The sequence below is a fragment of the Flavobacterium sp. JAS genome (assembly GCF_020991455.1).
Taxonomy (GTDB): domain Bacteria; phylum Bacteroidota; class Bacteroidia; order Flavobacteriales; family Flavobacteriaceae; genus Flavobacterium.
On the sequence record NZ_JAJMOX010000004.1, the window covers coordinates 306186 to 325335 of the forward strand.

Consider the following 19150-nt stretch of genomic DNA (forward strand, 5'->3'; position numbering starts at 1 on the left):
AATTCCTCCTTAAATAATGATGTTTTAAATTGAAACATTCCATTAAAATTTGAAGTGAATTTTCTTTTCTAAAAAATAAGGAAGCGATTTTTAGCTTTTACAGCAATAACATTTATAAAAGGAATTATTAACAAATTTTATCACCATGAAACAAATCAGATTAAAATGTGGATTTAGGAATGCGATAATACTGCTTGCATTTGTAGGTTTTTCTAGTACACAACTAGAAGCTCAGGATAAGAAAAAACCAAATGTTTTAATACTTTGGGGAGATGACATTGGTACTACTAATATAAGTGCTTATAGCGATGGTGTAATGGGGTATACTACTCCTAATATTGACCGTCTGGCAAATGAAGGATTACGTTTTTTACATTATTATGGAGAACAAAGCTGTACTGCAGGTCGTGCTGCATTACTAACAGGACAACATGGTCTTCGTACCGGTCTTACTAAAGTAGGTTTTCCGGGAGCACCAATGGGAATGAGTCAATTAGATCCTTCTATTGGAGGTATCATGAAAAACTTAGGTTATGTTACAGGTCAGTTTGGTAAAAATCACGTTGGTGACCGTAATGAAAGTTTACCGACTGTTAATGGTTTTGACGAATTTTTCGGAAATCTGTATCACTTAAATGCTGAAGAAGAACCAGAATTGCCGGATTATCCTAAAGATCCAGAATATTTGAAAAAATTTGGTCCTAGAGGAGTCTTAAAATGTACTGCAACAAATGTTGATGATGCAACCACAGATCCTCGATTTGGAAGAGTTGGAAAACAAAGAATCGAAGATACAGGTCCTCTTACTAAAAAGAGAATGGAAACAGTAGACGACGAAACTTCTGCAGCAGCCATTGATTTTATCAAAAGACAAAATGCAGCTGGAAAACCATTTTTCTGCTGGTTCAATGCTACACGTATGCATCTTCGTACACACGTTAGAGCTGAGCATAGAGGGAAATATACTCATGGAGATAGTGAATATATAGATGGTATGATTGAACATGATGAAACTATAGGAAGTATTTTAAAAGCATTAGATGAACTTGGAATTGCTGATAATACTATTGTAGTTTATTCTACAGACAACGGTCCTCACATGAATACATGGCCTGATGCTGCAATGACACCTTATCGTTCTGAGAAAAATACTAACTGGGAGGGGGCGTTCCGTGTTCCGTGTATAGTACGTTGGCCGGGGGTAATTAAACCAGGACAAGTTACAACTGAAATTATGTCTCATAATGACTGGATGCCAACTTTAGCATCAATTGCAGGAGAGCCTGATTTAACAAACAAACTTTTAAAAGGGTATACTGCCAATGGAAAAAATTATAAAGTCCATTTAGATGGTTTTGATCAAAGTAACTTTTTGCGTGGTAAAACACAAAAAAGTGCCAGAGATAAATTTTTCTATACAGATGATGATGGATTATTAGTTGGTCTAAGAGAAGGTGATTATAAATATGTTTTTGCAGAACAGCGTTTGGAAGGAACAATGGGAGTTTGGGCAGAACCTTTTACAAAACTGCGACTACAAAAAATATTCAATTTATACCAAGATCCTTTTGAAAGAGCTGATATTACTTCGAATACTTTTTGGGACTGGCAGTTGAATCACGTTCAGCTGATGTATGGTGCAATACAAGATGTAGTAACATTTGCTCAAACATTCAAAGAATATCCTCCAAGATCAATTCCTCCAAGCTTCTCAGCTTATACAATTATGGAAGAGTCAATGAAAGATATTAAAGCACAGAAATATATTGAGAAGAATGTTCTTCCTAAGCTAAAAGAGGATGAAGCACCATCAAAAAAGAAATAATAAAAAATACAAATAGGAAATAATAAAGCTTGAGTCAGAAATGACTCAGGCTTTTCAATAATTAAAAAAATCAATATTATGTATAGAAAAATATATATGTTGCCCCTGTTTTTATTTTTGTTGGTTTCGTGTAAAAAATCAGATGCAGTTACGACGACAGATCCTAAAGATAATGCAACTGCAGTTGCAACAAGCGGAGATCCATTACCAAGCTGGAATGATGGAGCTTTAAAAAAAGATATTATAGATTATGTTACGAAAGTAACCAAAGAAGGAAGCCCGGATTTTATTCCGGTAGAGGGCAGAATTGCCACTTTTGATAACGACGGAACACTTTGGGCTGAAAAACCTTATGTTCAGGAATTATTTGCTTTTTACAGAGTTAAAAAAATGGTCGAAGCAAATCCTGCTTTGGCACAAAAACAACCTTTTAAAGCCGTTGTTGAAAAAGACAAGACTTTCTTCGAAAAAGGTGGCGATAAAGCTCTTATCGAATTAGTTGCGGCAACTCATACCGGTATGACCGAAGATGAATTTGAAGCAGCGACAAAAGAATTTTTTGCAGAAGCACAATATCCCGGAAGAAATGTTGTTCTAAAACAAGTAAGATATCAGCCACAATTAGAGCTTTTGAATTATTTACGTGCAAACGGATTTAAAACTTTTATTGTAACTGGCGGAACTGTTGAATTAGTTCGTGCGATTTCTGCTGATTTTTACGGAATCCCAAAAGATCAAGTTGTTGGAACTTCTTTCAAATATCAATTTGATGATGCCAAAAATACCATTTTAAGAGAACCTGCTTTAGATCATTTTAATGATAAAGAAGGTAAACCTGTTGGCATACAGTTACACATTGGTCAAAGACCTGTTTTTGCTTGCGGAAACGAAGGTGGAGCTGGCGATCTTGCCATGTTAAGATATTCTCAGGGAAGCAAATATCCTTCATTTCAAATGATAGTAAATCACAACGATTCTATCAGAGAGTATAATTATCAGGAAAAAGATAATCTATCCTTAAATACAGCTGCAAAATACAAATATCATGTAATCAGCATGAAAGATGACTGGAAAAAAATATTCCCAGACAAATAATCTGGTTTAGTTAAAGTTAAAAATGAAAACAGTTTTTAGATTTTAAAGGCTGGTTCATTTTGATTTTAAAATGGTTGAAAATCTTTAAAAGAAAAATAATTATGAAACTACCTATGTGTTCTATTTCAATTAAATATGTGTTTATTGTATTTGGCTTTCTTTTAAATTTTGCAGCCTATGCACAAGAAGAAAAAGCCGGAGCGAGCGCTCAGGAATTGGCAGATAAATTGGCAAACCCTGTGGCGAGTTTAATTAGCGTGCCTTTGCAAAACAACCTTAATTATGGTATTGGCCCTTTTAATGGATCAAAGTACACTATAAACATACAACCCGTTGTTCCTTTTAAATTAAGTGAAAATCTAAATTTAATTACACGATACATTCTTCCGGTTGTTGATCAGAGAGATATTACAGGAGAAAATACGCATCAGTTTGGCTTAAGTGATGCAACAGTAACTGCTTTTTTTGCTCCTAAAACAAAGGGACTCATTTTCGGGTTTGGACCGGCATTTTTGGTGCCAACTGCGACAGAAAAAGTTTTAGGAACAGAAAAATTTGGTATAGGACCAAGTGTCTTAGTTATGCATCAGGGCAAAGGACTTTCGGTAGGTTTTCTGGCAAATCAAATTTGGTCAGTGGCAGGAAATGCAGATCGTGCTGATGTTAATAGTTTTTACACTCAAATCTTCATGTCACACAGTTATAAAAGTGGAGCCAGTTTAGGTGTAAATGCCGAAATCACTCAAAGTTGGGAAGCAAATACAACTATGATTTCTATAAATCCATCTATTGGGGGTATTACCAAATTTGGTGATCAGGTTGTACAGTTTAGTATTCAGCCTTTAATACCAGTTGTTGGCCCGCATGAATCAAGACCCGATTGGGGATTGAGAGCTGTTGTAGCTTTTGTATTTCCTGGGGCGTAAAATTTTTTATTAAAAATTAACTTCCATAATTATGAAAAAATCGATTCTTATTTTAGTGGCACTATTTCTATTTGTAAGTTGCAAAAAGGAAACATCAACATCAACAACCCCAGCTTCTACCACAGAAAGTAGTGCTTCAAATCCTTCAGATCAGGATATTGTAGACGCTTATACCTATTTGTACGGAAGATATTTGGTAATTCAACAGGAAAACCATGATATTAATGTAGAGAAAGTAGGGTATAATAAAATTAAATACAATCCGCTTGGAACGGCTCAATTCGTAAACCCAAATCTTGATGTGGCTTATCTTGAAGCCTGGATTGCGGTAGACAAAGATCATGCTGTTATTTTGAATGTTCCAAAAATAGAAGGACGTTACTATACTGCCGAATTATTGAACGGTTGGGGAGAAGTAATTGTTAATATTAACAATCGTAATTTTCCTAAAACTCCTTACGGGAAGTTTGCTTTAGTTCTAAAAGGAACAAATCCAACAATTCCTGCAGATGCTGTAAAAATCGAATTACCATCAGAAAAAGCAAAAATGCTTGCTCGTGTAGAATTGAAAGGAACTCCCGATATTGCACAAAAACTACAAAGACAATTTACATTTACAGTTCCTGATGGAATCAAAATAGCACCATCTTTAACCATTCCTGAGTTTACTCCGAAAGCACCAATTGGTGGAGAAATATTTAACAATGTAGCAGAAGTTATCGCTTCTTACCCTGATGTAATGCCTAAAGGAAAAGAGTATCAGGATAAAGCACTTGCGATTGAAGCTTATCGTAAAACAGATGATAAGGCCAAAGCACGTGTTGATGAAATAGTAAAAACGAAAGCAATTCCAGGATTTTTAGCCGGAGCAAAAGGTTTTGGAACTCAAAAAGGTGGTTGGTCAGTATCGTATGCTGCCGGTAATTTTGGTGATGATATTCTGGCTCGTGACATTGTGAATTATGGAGGTTTATGGGCAAACCGTAAAGAAGAAGCCGTTTATTTTATTGGATTAATAGATAGTAAAAATCAGCCTTTGACAGGTGATAAAGTATATGAAATCAGATTTCCAAAAGAGGCGCTGCCAGACACTGCCGTTGATGGATTTTGGTCAACAACATTATATAGTGTGCCAGATTACAGAGTGGTTGACAATAAATTGAAACGTTATAATTTAAATAATGTATCTGGTTTAAAGAAAAATGCTGATGGTTCTTTGAGTATTTGGTTGGCATCTTCATTGCCAAAAGGAGCAATAGAAAGCAACTGGTTGCCAACGCCGGCTGGAAAAGGATTCTCTCTAAATTTTAGAACCTATGTTCCTAAAAAAATAGTTCAGGACGGAAAATGGTTTCCTGCGCCAATTGAGCCAAAAAACTAGTTATTGATAATGATCAAAAATAAAATCATGAAAAAAATATTTATTCCTCTATTAGCAGTTTTACTATTAATAAGCTGTAAAAAAGAAACCACAGCGGGAGATCGTGTTGGAAATGGTTTAGTGACCGAGGATTCTTCAGCAGTTAAAACAGGTATTCCTGCCGGTCCAGTGGCAAACACTATTTTGACAGACGAATATGTAAAGCATATTGGGACACTTGCTTATTTGTGGGGTTGGCCAATGGTAAACATTCACAATAGAAAAGTAACTTTTGAGAAACTTCCAGAACCTGTTTATGGAGGAGGGATTGTTCCGTTAAGCCCACCAAACCAGTTATGTATGCTTACAGATTATATGCAAGCAGGAGAAAAAGAAGTCGCTTGTCCTAATCAGGATGTTGTTTATGGTTTTGGTTTAACTGATTTTACAAAAGATGCATTGGTAGTTCAGGTTCCGGATTTTGGAGATCGTTTTTGGGTGTATCAGGTATGTAACCAACGTACAGATGGTTATGCAACTTTAGGAAAAATGTACGGAACAAAACCAGGATTCTATTTATTAACGGGACCAAAATGGAATGGAAAAGTTCCGGATGGAATTACACAAGTATTTAAATGTGATACTGATTTGGGAGTTGTAATTCCGCGTGTTTTTCAAACGGATGATCCTGCTGATAAAAAATCAATTCAGCCACTTATTCAAAAAATAATGATGTATTCGTTAAGTCAGTTCGACGGAAAAGAAAAAACAAAAGACTGGACAAAAATCCCGGTATTGCCTTCTCCTGCAAAAGCTGGAAATGAGGAAACAAAATGGGTAAAACCAGAAGTATATTTTGATGAATTGCCGGCTATTTTAAAAGAAGTTCCACCAATGCCGGGTGAAGAAGCTATTTATGGACAAATACAATCTGTTTTGGCTGCAGCTGCAAAAGATCCAAAGATAAAAGCAATTCTTAAACAAGCTGCAATAGAAGCAGATCAAAAATTAATTACACCATTATTTCAATTTTCGAATGTAGGTTATCCATTAAAAGACAATTGGACAACGCAAGGAAATGGAGCGCAATTTGGACTGGATTATCTAACCAGAACCGCTTGCGCGAAAGCCAATATTTTTGTGAACAAACCAAATGAAACAAAATATTTCTATCAGGATAAAGATGTTTCAGGAGTAAGATTACACGGGAATACCAAGTATACAGTGACTTTTGCAAAAGGGCAAGTGCCACCTGTAAAAGGGTTTTGGTCACTTACGTTATACAATCAATATCATTTCTTTTCTCCAAACTCGATCAATCGTTTTTCTTTAGGAACAAAAAATAAGGACCTAAAATATAACGCAGATGGCTCATTGACACTTTATGTGCAAAACACACCGCCATCAAATGATAAACTGAGCAATTGGTTGCCATCGCCAAAAGAAACTTTTTCGCTTTATATAAGATGTTATTGGCCAGAAGACCGTGTTATAAAAGACAGTTGGCTTCCTCCGGCAGTAACTAAAGGATAAACAGATATTCTATTGGAGATTGAACTACAAGTTTAAAATATGAAACTAATGGAGATTTGATTCGATTTTACGGACCAGACGAAACTATTTTAAACGGAACCTGGAAAGCGCCACAACCGGAATTGGTAAAATAGAATAATGATTTGAACAAGGACAATTAAAACAGATGTATCATGACTGAAAAATTCGAAAACACAAACGAGAATTTATTTGATCCGGTAGCATCAAAAGCGGCACGTTTTGATAAAGGTGTGGCCGTTAGAAAAATTACGCCTCGTTCAAGTCATCAGGAATGGAATCCATCTGAGAATCGTGAAGATCCGATTGAAATTTTGATCAAAACCAGTATTGGGCGAATCGAAGACTTATTACCAATACGATACAGCCGCATGATGGAATCTCCTTTTGCATTCTTTAGAGGATCTGCGGCAATTATGGCAACAGATTTAGCAGAAACACCAAATACAGGAATTGATCTTCAGCTTTGCGGTGATTGTCATCTAATGAATTTTGGAGGATTTGCAACTCCTGAACGTAAACTGGTTTTTGACATCAATGATTTTGACGAAACATTTCCGGGACCTTGGGAATGGGACGTAAAAAGATTAGCAACAAGTTTCGTGATTGCCGGAAGATGGAAAAAATTTTCTAGCAAAATCTGCAAAGAATTTGCCTGGCATGTAGCCGATAGTTATAAAAGACACATGTTGGAATACAGTAAATTATCGGCGCTACAGATTTGGTATGCCGATATTGATCTTGCCGAACTTGTAGAAAGAGGTGAAGATGAAGAGATCAAGGGATTTCAGGAAAAGCGAATTAAAAAAGCCGCTGAATATACTGCTCATGAAAAAGAATTTGCAAAAATGACGTATCAGGAAGGGTCTCGGGCAAGAATAAAAGATGATCCGCCATTAATTTATCATCCGTCAGGAGAAGAAGGGAAAAGGATTTTAAGAGAAGCCGGAATAGTACATACAAGATATCTTGAAACATTATCTGATGAAAAAAAAGTACTCTTAAGCAGATACAGTCTGCATGATCTGGCTATAAAAGTAGTAGGCGTAGGAAGTGTAGGTACACTTTGCGGAATCAGCTTATTGATGTCGGCTACGGGAGAACCTATTTTTTTACAATTCAAAGAAGCCCGAAAAAGTGTTTTGGAAGATAATGTAAAAGCAAAAGGCAAATATCCGCATCAAGGTGAGCGCATTGTAAGAGGACAAAAATTGATGCAATCAGCATCGGATATGTTTTTAGGCTGGACTAATGATGATGAGGGAAAGTTTTTTTATATCAGACAGCTTCGTGATGCTAAAGTAAAACCTGTTCTTGAAATCATGAGAGCAAAAAACATGGCAGATTATGCAAAAGCCTGCGGTTGGGCGCTTGCAAGATCGCACGCACGCACCGGGGATCCATCGGTATTATCCGGATATATTGGCAAAAGCGATGAGTTTGCCAATGCAATTGCCAAATTTTCTGTTTCGTACGCCAATCAGAATGAATCAGATTATAACAAAATGTTAGAAGCAATAAAAGAGGGAAGATTACCAATTTCGACAGAAGTCTAATCTTACATTAATTATAAGATAGAATATATGATCTATAACAACTCCTATTATCAGCAAACTTTAAAAGATGGACAAAGTAGTGATGTAGTTGAAAAAGGTAAATAGTGTTTATAAAGCTCAGAATAGACTATTTTATGAAAAATAACCTACCCTGAAAAATAAGTAAGAATTTTAACCGCTTTATTATGTTAATTAAATAAAATAATTTATCTTTGAATGTACTGTAAGGTGTTGCAATATAAGAGATTGCGATAATTTAACAGTTGTTTAATGTTACATGCCATTCGGATAATATTTATTCAAGATTTTAATAAAGTCAAGTTAAGCTAATTTAATTATTAATTTAAATACCACAAAATGAATATTAAAAGAAAGAATTTTCGCGTAATTTCAATGTTGCTATTGGGTTTATTTTACAGTTGTTCTCCAACCGTAAAAGTTACAACTGATTACGACCACAGCGCTAATTTTAGTGAATATAAAACTTTTGCAGTTTACGATTTAAAAGCACAAGAAGGTCAGGTAAATCAATTAAATGTTGATCGTGTTACAAAAGCAATCCGAAATGAAATGATTGCCAAAGGTTTTACAGAATCAAGTAATCCGGATCTAAAAGTAAATGCAGTATCTATATTAAAAAATAAAACACAAGTATCCGCAAACACTGATTTCTATGGTTATGGCGGAATGTATCGTCCATACGGATATTGGGGTGGCGGTGCTATGATGGGAGGTGCTAATACAACAGTCAATACTTACGATTATGTTGATGGCTCTCTAATAATTGATATTGTATCTACAAAAACACAAAAACTAATTTGGCAAGGAATTGGAAATGCTCAAATTGACAGCAAACCAGACAATCCAGAAGAGTTTGTTAATACTTCAATCAATAAAATTTTGGCTGGATTTCCTCCGGGACTAGCAAAAAAATAGTTTATAACTTCTTAATTAAAGGTACTATACTTATCAATCCCCCGATAAGTATAGTATTTAATAAGTTGATAATCAGTTCTTTTTAGATCTATTTTAAAAAGAAAAAGGAATATTTTAAACAAATCAAGCTTAAAACTCATGATCGATATAGTACTTTCACTTTTCTTTTTTATAGCGACAATAGTTGGTTTTGCAACTTCGTTTATGGTTCTTTTTTCGAAGAAAAATTATTCAAAAAGCTTTTTTCTGGGATTGTTTTTGTTCAGTCTTGCGGTTGTGAGTATTTATAATTTTTACTTATCGGCAGTTGTTTTTAAAAGCTTTCCGGATCTTTTTATGATTACAAAATCTTTTATTTTTTTAGTGGCACCTTCTGCTTTCCTGTATGTTAGGAGTATTTTGTTTTCAGACAAAGTGTTTAGAAAATATGACTGGCTGCATTTTTTACCCTTTATGGTTTATTTTAGTCTAACCGTTTTTGTATGGGCAGGAAATTCTCTGGGTCTTGAATTGGCACATTCTATTTCGACTAAAGTAAATAGTCCATTTTCGATGTTAAGTTTGACGGTTTGGTTATTATATGCTTTTTGTCAAACAATGATGATTTTGAATTATGATTTAAAGAAGTTCAAAGAAAATCACTTTAACAAAGTAAAGGTATTAAGTTGGATAAGAGTATATAATTTAATGGTCTTGTTTTTGTTTTCAACACTTTTTGTCCATTACTTCCTGGTTAATAGGGTAGACAGCATCGATTTTTCATGTTATATTTTAATATCATCAGTACTCATTTTTACGGTAGGGTGGCTCTACTTTAAACCTCAGGTTTTTTATGACATAAATGAGGTAGAAGAGGAATGTGATTATGATTTTGTTGATGATAATTTGATAATAGTTAAAACTCAGGAAACTAAAAGTTCACTACCAATTGTAAAAGAATTAACGACAGAAAAAAAAGAACTATATCTGGCAAAATTAGAGAGTATTTTTAATTCAAAAGAACTCTTTTTAAAAAAGGATTTAGTGATTCGCGATATATCTGATGAAACAGGAATATCAGTTCATCATCTTTCAAATTTAATCAATTCAGAATTTAATCTTCATTTTCAGGATTATGTAAATCTAAAAAGGATAGAATATTTTAAAGAAAAAATAAACGATCCGGAATGGAAAGATTTGTCTTTAGAAGGTATGGCATGGGGCTCCGGATTTAAGTCCAGAACAACTTGTTTCAGAGCCTTTATAAAACATACCGGAAAATCACCTTCTGAATACTTCAAAGTAATTAGGATTAATCCAGAGAAAGCAAATACGTATTATTTTAAGCCAACTTCAAACTAAAAAGAGGTTTGTGAAAAGTAGTTGCATAATCTCATTAATTTTTTAAAATATCAACTATGAAAACAATATTTAATAGTCAAAGGCAAACAACAAAAACTATTCTGGTTTTAATGCTTTTGTTGATTTATTTGCCTGTAAATGCGCAACTTAAAGGAGGTCATATACTTGGCGCAATGGGATTACAATCCGGGACGCAAACTCCGGAAAACACATTGAGCGTATATGTACCGGGATATTTCTATACGGCATCATCCTTAAGAGATGCCAATGGAGACAAAGCTTTGGCAAATCCAGATTTAACAATGAGTATTACAGGTGCAGGAGCATCGTATGTAAGCGATTTTAAAATTTTAGGGGCAAATTATGGCGCAACTGTTTTAATTGCTTTTGCAGCCAATACAATTCAGGGAAATAGTCTAAATGCTACCAATTCATTGGCACTTACAGATACTTACATTCAGCCTGTACAGTTAGGATGGCATAATAAACGAGCCGACTTTGTTTTTAGTTATCAGATGTATTTACCAACTGGAAAGTTTACTGCCGGAGCTTCTGACAATAGTGGTTTAGGAATGTTTATGAATGAGTTTTCTGCCGGAACAACATTGTTTTTTAATGATAAAAAAACGATTCATTTCTCGGCATTAGCCTCTTATGAAATAAACGGAAAAAAGAAAGATACAGATATTAAAACAGGAGATATTTTAAGTATTGAAGGAGGTTTGGGAAAAACCTTTTATATGCTGAATGCTGAAAAAACAGCCCCAACCGGAATCCTGAATGCCGGTTTAATTTATTATCTGCAGTATAAAATGACAAGTGATAAAATACCGGTTCCCATAATTGGAACTGTTGAGGGTGACAAAGATCATATTGGAGGTATAGGTGCTGAGATTAATTATTATCACATAGGATGCAGTACTTCTGCCGGATTCCGTTGGATCGGTGAGATTGATGCTGTAAATAGATTTCAGGGAAATACATTTTTCTTAACGCTTGCGCATGTATTTAGTTTCAAGAAAAAATAGTTTGAAATAATTGGCATAACTGTTTTTCAGTTTGGGTTCATGTTTTTTAGGAATGCAGTAAATTCTAATATTAGTTTAAATGGAAAATAGATCTTCAGTTTCTAATGTGAAAAGCATAAAGCTCTCTCGAAATTTCTTTCTTATAAATGCGCTTTTTATTTTGTTAACCACAACAGTGATGGCGCAAAAGCCGCATATAAGCGTAAAAGATTCTCTGGACGGAGCATTCGATTTAAGCGATTATATTATTTATGCACATGGTTTTCTTGTAGTTCCAACCGTTATTACAGAGCCGGCTTTAGGAGGCATTGGAGGTGCTATTGTACCCGTTTTTCTTAAAAAACACGCACCGGTTGTTGATGAAAATGGTAAAAAGCGATTTATAAACCCTGATATTACAGGAGCAATTGGAATGTATACCGGAAATAAGAGCTGGATGGTGGGGGCATTTCGTTCCAGTACTTTAATAAAACCACGAATTTTATATCGGGTGATGGCGGGCTATGGTAATATGAATCTTTCATTTTATGAAAATATGCCTTCGGGGAAAGATTTAGAATTTAAACTTAATTTTAAGTCCACAGTGTTTTATACACAATGGCTTAAACAATTTCGAAATCCAAAATGGAGTGCAGGACCGCAATATCTTTTCCTGAATTCTAATATTGATCTTCCGGATGCAAATCTTCCTTCTTTTATAAAACCAAAAGATATAAAGAGTACCGTGAGTCAGTTAGGAGGAGCGATTCAGTTTGATGGCAGGGACAACATTTTTACGCCCGATAAAGGGATTAGATTACAATCTGATTTCTTTTGGTCAGATAATGCCATAGGAAGTGATTATGATGCCTGGCGTCTCAATTTATCGGCAATTGGGTATTATCCTATAGCAAAAAAACTAATTGGTGGCCTTAGAATTGAAGGAGAACAATCCTTCGGGAAACCGCCTTTTTATCTTTTACCTGGAATTAATTTAAGGGGAATTCCTGCAGCAAGATATCAGGGAAAAACGAGTATAGTAACAGAAGCCGAGTTTAGATGGGATGTGTACCGAAGATGGAGTTTAATGGGGTACGGTGGTCTCGCAAGTGCTTTTAACGATTGGGATAAGGCTTTTGCCAAACCGGTGGTCTACAGCTACGGAACGGGTTTTAGATATTTACTGGCCCGAAAATTTAAACTTAGAATGGGGGTAGACGTTGCAAGAGGTCCTGAAGACTGGGCTTATTACGTTGTTTTTGGGAGCAACTGGATGCGATAATACAATTATTAGTACTAAATATATAAAGAACTTGGTTAGTTAGATTTTTCGATGTAAAGCCTCGATAGCATTGTCTATAGGGGCTTTACGTGTTTATTGACGGTATTATAATAAATATTAAGAAAACATTAACTGTTTTACTTCGCACAAATTATTTATTATTTAATTGTTTTGTAACAAAAAATAAATTACAACGACTAATTTATCAAATCATTAAATAATTACTATGAATACATTTTCATTCAAATCAGTACTTGCGGCTTCTGTTTTTTTTGTCGGAGCAACAGGCTGTTTTGCACAGGACATTTTAGTTAATTCACTAAAACTGAATGCAAGCGAAAAAAGTAAAGAAGCTTTTAAATTCACAGAGCAAATTAATCTGGGAACAACTTCTGTAAAAGCGCAAGGATCTTCTGGAACTTGCTGGAGTTATTCGACAAATTCTTTTTTAGAGTCAGAAATGATTCGTTTAGGAAAACAACCGGTTGAATTGTCTCAAATTTATTCTGCAAGAAATGTTTATGTTGAAAAAGGTGTAAATTATGTTCGTATGCATGGTGCAGTTACTTTAGGTGACGGTGGAGCCTTGCATGATGTAATTAATATGTATAAAAAATACGGAACTGTTCCAAGAGAAGTTTACACAGGATTAAACTACGGAACAGATAAAAATAAATTTGGAGAAATGTCAGCTCTCATCGAAGGAGTTTTAGCAGCTGTTGTGAAAAATCCAAATGGAGAATTGACTCCAAACTGGCAAAAAGCGTATGCTGCAGTTATTGATTCTTATTTAGGAAAAGTACCTGAAAACTTTACCTACAAAGGAAAAAACTATACACCACAAACTTTTGCTAAAGAAGTAGTAGGAATCAATCCTGATGAGTATGTTGAAATGTCATCATTTACAACATCTCCATACTACCAAAAAACAACAATGATGGTACCGGACAACTGGTCGTTTGATCAGGTTTACAATGTAAAAGTAAATGACATGACTGATGTTATTGACAATGCATTGAAAAAAGGATACACTGTAGCTTGGGCAACTGACGTAAGCGAGAAAAGCTTTAGCTGGAAAAATGGAGTAGCATACGTTCCAACAAAGAAATTTGATGATATGACTGCCGAAGAAAAAGCAGACATGTTTAACGGACCAAAAGCTGAACCGGAAATTACTCCGGAAATGCGTCAGACTGCGTTTGATAACTACACAACAACAGACGATCACGGAATGCACATTATTGGTCTTGCTAAAGATCAAACCGGAAAAGAATATTACATCGTAAAAAATTCTTGGGGAGAAACAAACGACTACAAAGGTTTCTTGTTTGTGACTAAGAATTTCGTGAAATATAAAACTACTGCCTTAATGGTAAACAAAGGTGGAATTCCATCGGATATCGCTAAAAAATTAGGAGTTTAATTTTATTCTGATTTTTAAAAAATAATAAAAAAGCGCTACAAGAGATTGTAGCGCTTTTTTTTTGTAGTAATTTAATCACAGTTTAATTGGAGTGCGAAAAAAGGCTAAACTTGATTTTTTCCTCTTCTAAATTTTTATAGCTATTTAATCGATGATGATGATTAAAAAAACAGCACTTAAACGATTTTTAAAGCCGTTCATAGGCATTATAAAATTAAAAAGAGAACATGAAGTACCTTTAAGGTTGCAAACAACTTAATTAAGTCATTATGAAAACTTTTACACTACTTTTTATTGAAATTGTATGTGTGTTTTCTTTTAACTGTTTTGCTCAGCGTACCAACCGCGCTCCTGTCATTGCAGCAACGGGAAATGCACATTTGCAACCCGGCACCTCAGAGGGTAATGATCTTGTTATACAAGCTTACCTTGTTGAAGAAACAGTAAATATGGCTTTTGGTCAACGAATGATTACATATGAAGTGCCAAAATTAGAAATGGTCAATACTCATGATCTGGGTCCAAATAATACCAGAAAGGTAACACCAATATATGGAAAACCAAAAGTAAAAACAGTCGAAGTAGGATTGCAGTCAAAAGCTGTCATTGATACTGCAACTACAGTCATTAAGCCGGTTAAAATGGAAGTAATTGCTCCGGCACAAAAAGCAAAAACAATTAGCATAAATGTATTGAATACTTATGAAAAGGTGATTGATAAAGGTTATAAATCATTGGAGATGCTTAAAAAAGTAGCAGACAGATCTTATTTTGAGAATGACATGGTTGCAGCAGCAAAATATTACTCACAGTTGTTTGAAGAAGCTACAAATTTAGATTCAGTATATTATTACCGATATGCACAGGCACTCAAAGGGACTAATCAAGTAGACAAAGCAAATGAAATGATGGTATTGTTTGAAAGTAAAAACCTGGCAAATCAAGTGGCTAAAAAGTAAAATTTAAAACCTTATTCTATAACCAAAAAAGACTATCATTTTCATGATAGTCTTTTTTTAATCTCTTTCCCTTGTGCCGATGGCTATCGGGCTCTGATTATAGTTCAGGTTTTTTCGCAAAAAAAAATACCACTTACATCTGTAAGTGGTATTTAATAAGCTCCCTCTCTTGGGCTCGAACCAAGGACCCTCTGATTAACAGTCAGATGCTCTAACCAACTGAGCTAAGAAGGAATCACCTTAAAGGTAAATATGTTTGCTAAAAAAAGTTGCTCCCCCTCTTGGGCTCGAACCAAGGACCCTCTGATTAACAGTCAGATGCTCTAACCAACTGAGCTAAGGAGGAAGTTGTTGTTCTTTTTAGCGAGTGCAAATATAGAGGATTTTTTAGTTTCTCAAAAACATTTTTGCACTTTTTTTAAAATATTTTACTACTTGACAATTGCCTTATAAATATCGTTTCCGTTAGCAAACAAAAGTAGTGCTATAAGTAGAACGAAACCAACCATTTGGGCGTTTTCAAGGAATTTGTCACTTGGTTTTCTTCCACTAATGATTTCGTATAATAAAAACATTACATGACCACCATCAAGAGCAGGAATTGGCAATAAATTCATAACTCCAAGCATAATTGACAATAAAGCAGTGATTGACCAGAATGTTTCCCAGCTCCATGAATTAGGAAAAATGTTAAAAATAGCTGCAAAACCACCCACTTGTTTGTAAGCTTTAGTTTCAGGATTAAAAATCATTTTAAGCTGTTTTCCGTAACCTACTAATTGATCTTTACCTTTTTTTAATCCAACCGGAATTGATTCAAAGAAGCTGTAGTTTTTAGTGCTAATTTTATAGTAACCTAGTTTCTCTAATGATTTCATATCTAATCCACCAGCAACTACACCTAAAGTACCTTTGTCAGAAACTTTAACTGTAATTGGTGTTTCTTTTAAATCACGTAAAACAACAGCAGGAATTGTTTTTCCTTTATTATTGCTTAGAATAGCTTTTGCTTCATCGAAATATTTTACTTTTTCTCCGTTAAGCGAAAGAATCAAATCTTTAGCCTTTAAATTTTGATTTGGAGATGCATCATCAACTTTTCCAATTGCAAAAGGTACACGAATACTAACCAACAAACCTTTCTCTTGTTTAGATAACTGGTCAACAAAATCATTTGGGATATTGATCGTTTCCTGTTGTGCGTTTCTTTCAACCAAGACTTGTTTAGCCATGATAATATTCATGTTTAAACTATTGTCATAGTTTTCAACCTTTTTTCCGTCTATAGAAATAAGTTTATCTCCAGTTTTAAAACCCGCTTTAAGCATAGCAGGATTTTCAACAAAGACACCATCTTTCAAATCAGAATTTGCAATGTAAGTATCGCCATAAGCAAATGCCATTCCTATATATATAATGAATGCCAAAATAAAGTTCACTGTAACACCACCAAGCATGATGATCAAACGTTGCCAAGCCGGTTTAGAACGAAATTCCCAAGGTTGTGGAGGCAAAGCCATTTGCTCTTTGTCCATACTTTCGTCGATCATTCCGGAGATTTTTACATAACCTCCAAGCGGTAACCATCCGATTCCGTATTCAGTTTCGCCAATTTTCTTTTTTAATAGAGAATATTTAACATCGAAAAATAAGTAAAATTTTTCGACTCTTGTTTTAAACAATTTTGCAGGGATAAAATGCCCTAATTCGTGAAGAATAATAAGTAAAGATAAACTCAATAGAAATTGAGAGAGTTTGATAACTATATCCATTTTGTATTTTTAGTTCGTATTTAACGCACAAAAGTAACGTTTTCTGATTTAATATAAGACCGCAATATAATACTTAAGGCTTTAAATGTTTGTTAATAATTGATTCTTACTTCTAATAAAGTAAGTAAAGGTTATTTCGTGTCTACTTAATTAGTAACTCTTTTGCCTATAATGTTACAAAATGGTTAATTTCGATATTGTGAAAATTTATTGTAGATGTTTTTATAAGCTAGCCTTGTGAGTTTATATGTTGGTTTAAAATAACTTAGTAGGATTTGGCTAATAAAGTTATGAGAATAATAAAAACTTCAGTAAATTTGGGTTAATTTATTTAGGAAGTCAATGTGCAAAATATTATATAAACAATCTAAGTAGCTCAATATGAAGATATAATTTTAATAATTTACCAAAATATGAAAACCAAAACTTACCTTATACTATTATATGCATTCGCAATTTTCGCATTGTTTATTATTTATGTATTCAAAAAAGGGATAATTTTTGGTAAAACTTTAGCACATTAGAATATAAACATCAGGACTATTTTAACGAGAGTAGCCTCAGATCTAATCTATTATTTATGAAATCAAATACAATAAGTGAAATTTTTTTAGGAAAAGAACATAAACAAATGTTCGCTATAATTTACGCAATAATAATTGGTATGTATTTTTTTTATTTTTGTGGTATGGCATGCGGTAAGGCATTGTTTTATTTATTGAATTAGAGATACTTTAGAATATTAGCGGTGAAAAACAGTGCTATTACTGAATCGGGATATCATCTTAGTTTATTAGAACAAAAACAGGAATACTATAATCTGTGGAATAAACGGAATTTGCTTTAAATGTTTGTTAATTAATAAACATTTAGATTTCTACTTTTATGAAGATGCTGTAACTTTACTTTTTTAAAGACTATCGTACCCAATTGATAGCCTAAAACCATTAAAAGTTACAAACATGGCTTCATTATTATTTTCTCCACTTACTATAAAAAACATCACATTAAAAAATAGAATCGTTATTTCGCCCATGTGTCAGTATTCCGCAATTGACGGATTTGCAAACGATTGGCATTTGGTTCACTTAGGAAGCCGTGCCAGTGGCGGAGTAGGTTTGATTATTCAGGAAGCAACTGCGGTTTCTCCCGAAGCCAGAATCTCACCGTCTGATCTTGGAATCTGGAAAGACGAACACATTCAAAAACTAAAAACAATCAACGAATTTATCGTTTCGCAAAATGCTGTTCCCGGAATTCAATTGGCACATGCCGGACGAAAAGCAAGTGTTTCGGCTCCTTGGTTGGGCAATAAAAAGTTAGATTTCGCTCAAGGCGGATGGCAGACTGTTTCGGCAAGTGCAATCGCATATCATGACGACGAACCTTTTCTTCCTGAAGCTTTAGACAAAAATGGAATTCAAAAAGTGATTTCAGATTTTAAAGCAGCAACAAAAAGAGCTGTTGAAGCAGGTTATAAAGTACTGGAAATTCACGGAGCGCATGGTTATTTATTACACCAGTTTTTATCACCTTTAACGAATGTAAGAACCGATGAATATGGTGGAAGTTTCGAAAATAGAATTCGATTTACCTTAGAAATTCTCGAAGCAGTTCAAACCGAATGGCCATCAGACTTACCATTATTTGTTCGAATTTCGGCTACAGATTGGGCAGATGGTGGATGGAATCCTGAAGAATCAGTAAAACTTTCAGAAATCTTAAAAGAAAAAGGAGTTGATTTAATAGATGTTTCGTCAGGCGGATTGGTTTCGCACCAACAAATTCCGTTAGAACCAAATTATCAGGTTCCTTTTGCCGAAAAAATCAAAAAAGAAGCAGAAATTTTAACCGGAGCCGTTGGTTTAATAACAAAAGCACATCAAGCAGAAACGATTTTAAATAACGGTCAGGCTGATTTGATTTTGTTTGCCAGAGAATCATTAAGAAATCCTAATTTGCCATTAGATTTTGCCAGAGAATTGAACGAAGAGGTACAATGGCCAAAACAATACGAACGAGCTAAAACAAGATAAATAATAAAACATAAGTTTTTATTTTAACCATTAAGAGATTAAGTTTCAATAAGCTTTGAACTTAGTTTTAATGGTTGTAAA

At 34.3% G+C, this 19150-nt stretch carries 14 protein-coding genes and 2 tRNA genes; 13 read left to right on the forward strand and 3 right to left on the reverse strand.

Annotation, left to right across the window (positions count from 1 at the left end; all coding sequences use genetic code 11):
- The first annotated feature begins 145 nt into the window (after window positions 1-145).
- The 12 genes from LPB88_RS07325 to LPB88_RS07380 all read left to right on the forward strand — a co-directional run bounded on the left by LPB88_RS07325 (window position 146) and on the right by LPB88_RS07380 (window position 15261).
- Window positions 146-1825: an arylsulfatase gene (locus tag LPB88_RS07325; protein ID WP_230714088.1), complete on the forward strand. Its 1680-nt coding sequence runs from the start codon at window positions 146-148 to the stop codon at window positions 1823-1825.
- Window positions 1826-1903: 78 nt separating this feature from the next.
- Complete coding sequence (locus tag LPB88_RS07330) at window positions 1904-2920, forward strand: HAD family phosphatase (RefSeq protein WP_230714091.1); 1017 nt, start codon at window positions 1904-1906, stop codon at window positions 2918-2920.
- 101 nt (window positions 2921-3021) lie between these two features.
- Entirely contained in the window at window positions 3022-3846 is an 825-nt protein-coding gene (locus LPB88_RS07335; RefSeq protein WP_230714093.1) for a hypothetical protein, read from the forward strand.
- A gap of 31 nt (window positions 3847-3877) precedes the next feature.
- Window positions 3878-5227, forward strand: a complete 1350-nt coding sequence (locus LPB88_RS07340) for a DUF1214 domain-containing protein (protein WP_230714095.1) — start codon at window positions 3878-3880, stop codon at window positions 5225-5227.
- A 27-nt stretch (window positions 5228-5254) separates the two neighbouring features.
- A complete protein-coding gene (locus LPB88_RS07345) occupies window positions 5255-6739 on the forward strand; it encodes a DUF1254 domain-containing protein (RefSeq protein WP_230714099.1) in 1485 nt (494 codons plus the stop codon).
- Window positions 6740-6912: 173 nt separating this feature from the next.
- Window positions 6913-8313 carry a DUF2252 domain-containing protein gene (locus tag LPB88_RS07350; RefSeq protein ID WP_230714101.1) on the forward strand — a complete coding sequence of 467 codons (1401 nt, stop codon included), beginning with the start codon at window positions 6913-6915 and terminating at the stop codon, window positions 8311-8313.
- Window positions 8314-8670: 357 nt separating this feature from the next.
- Window positions 8671-9249, forward strand: coding sequence for a DUF4136 domain-containing protein (locus LPB88_RS07355; protein ID WP_230714103.1), 579 nt, complete (start codon window positions 8671-8673; stop codon window positions 9247-9249).
- 138 nt (window positions 9250-9387) lie between these two features.
- The gene (locus LPB88_RS07360; RefSeq protein WP_230714105.1) at window positions 9388-10590 is read left to right on the forward strand and encodes an AraC family transcriptional regulator; all 1203 of its coding nucleotides are present in this window, start codon (window positions 9388-9390) and stop codon (window positions 10588-10590) included.
- Window positions 10591-10646: 56 nt separating this feature from the next.
- Window positions 10647-11618, forward strand: coding sequence for a transporter (locus tag LPB88_RS07365; protein WP_230714107.1), 972 nt, complete (start codon window positions 10647-10649; stop codon window positions 11616-11618).
- Window positions 11619-11697: 79 nt separating this feature from the next.
- Window positions 11698-12879: a BamA/TamA family outer membrane protein gene (locus LPB88_RS07370; protein ID WP_230714109.1), complete on the forward strand. Its 1182-nt coding sequence runs from the start codon at window positions 11698-11700 to the stop codon at window positions 12877-12879.
- Between the two features lie 226 nt (window positions 12880-13105).
- A complete protein-coding gene (locus LPB88_RS07375) occupies window positions 13106-14302 on the forward strand; it encodes an aminopeptidase C (RefSeq protein WP_230714111.1) in 1197 nt (398 codons plus the stop codon).
- Between the two features lie 269 nt (window positions 14303-14571).
- Window positions 14572-15261, forward strand: a complete 690-nt coding sequence (locus LPB88_RS07380) for a hypothetical protein (RefSeq protein WP_230714113.1) — start codon at window positions 14572-14574, stop codon at window positions 15259-15261.
- Between the two features lie 160 nt (window positions 15262-15421).
- On the opposite strand, the gene LPB88_RS07385 is transcribed toward LPB88_RS07380, so the two are convergent.
- The 3 genes from LPB88_RS07385 to rseP form a co-directional block, all read right to left on the reverse strand.
- Window positions 15422-15495, reverse strand: a tRNA-Asn gene (locus LPB88_RS07385).
- Window positions 15496-15533: 38 nt separating this feature from the next.
- Window positions 15534-15607: transfer RNA gene (locus LPB88_RS07390), tRNA-Asn, on the reverse strand.
- Between the two features lie 85 nt (window positions 15608-15692).
- Entirely contained in the window at window positions 15693-17033 is a 1341-nt protein-coding gene (gene rseP / locus LPB88_RS07395; RefSeq protein WP_230714115.1) for an RIP metalloprotease RseP, read from the reverse strand.
- Window positions 17034-17995: 962 nt separating this feature from the next.
- Here rseP and LPB88_RS07400 point away from each other — a divergent pair.
- Window positions 17996-19069, forward strand: a complete 1074-nt coding sequence (locus LPB88_RS07400) for an NADH:flavin oxidoreductase/NADH oxidase (protein WP_230714117.1) — start codon at window positions 17996-17998, stop codon at window positions 19067-19069.
- Window positions 19070-19150 lie beyond the last annotated feature (81 nt).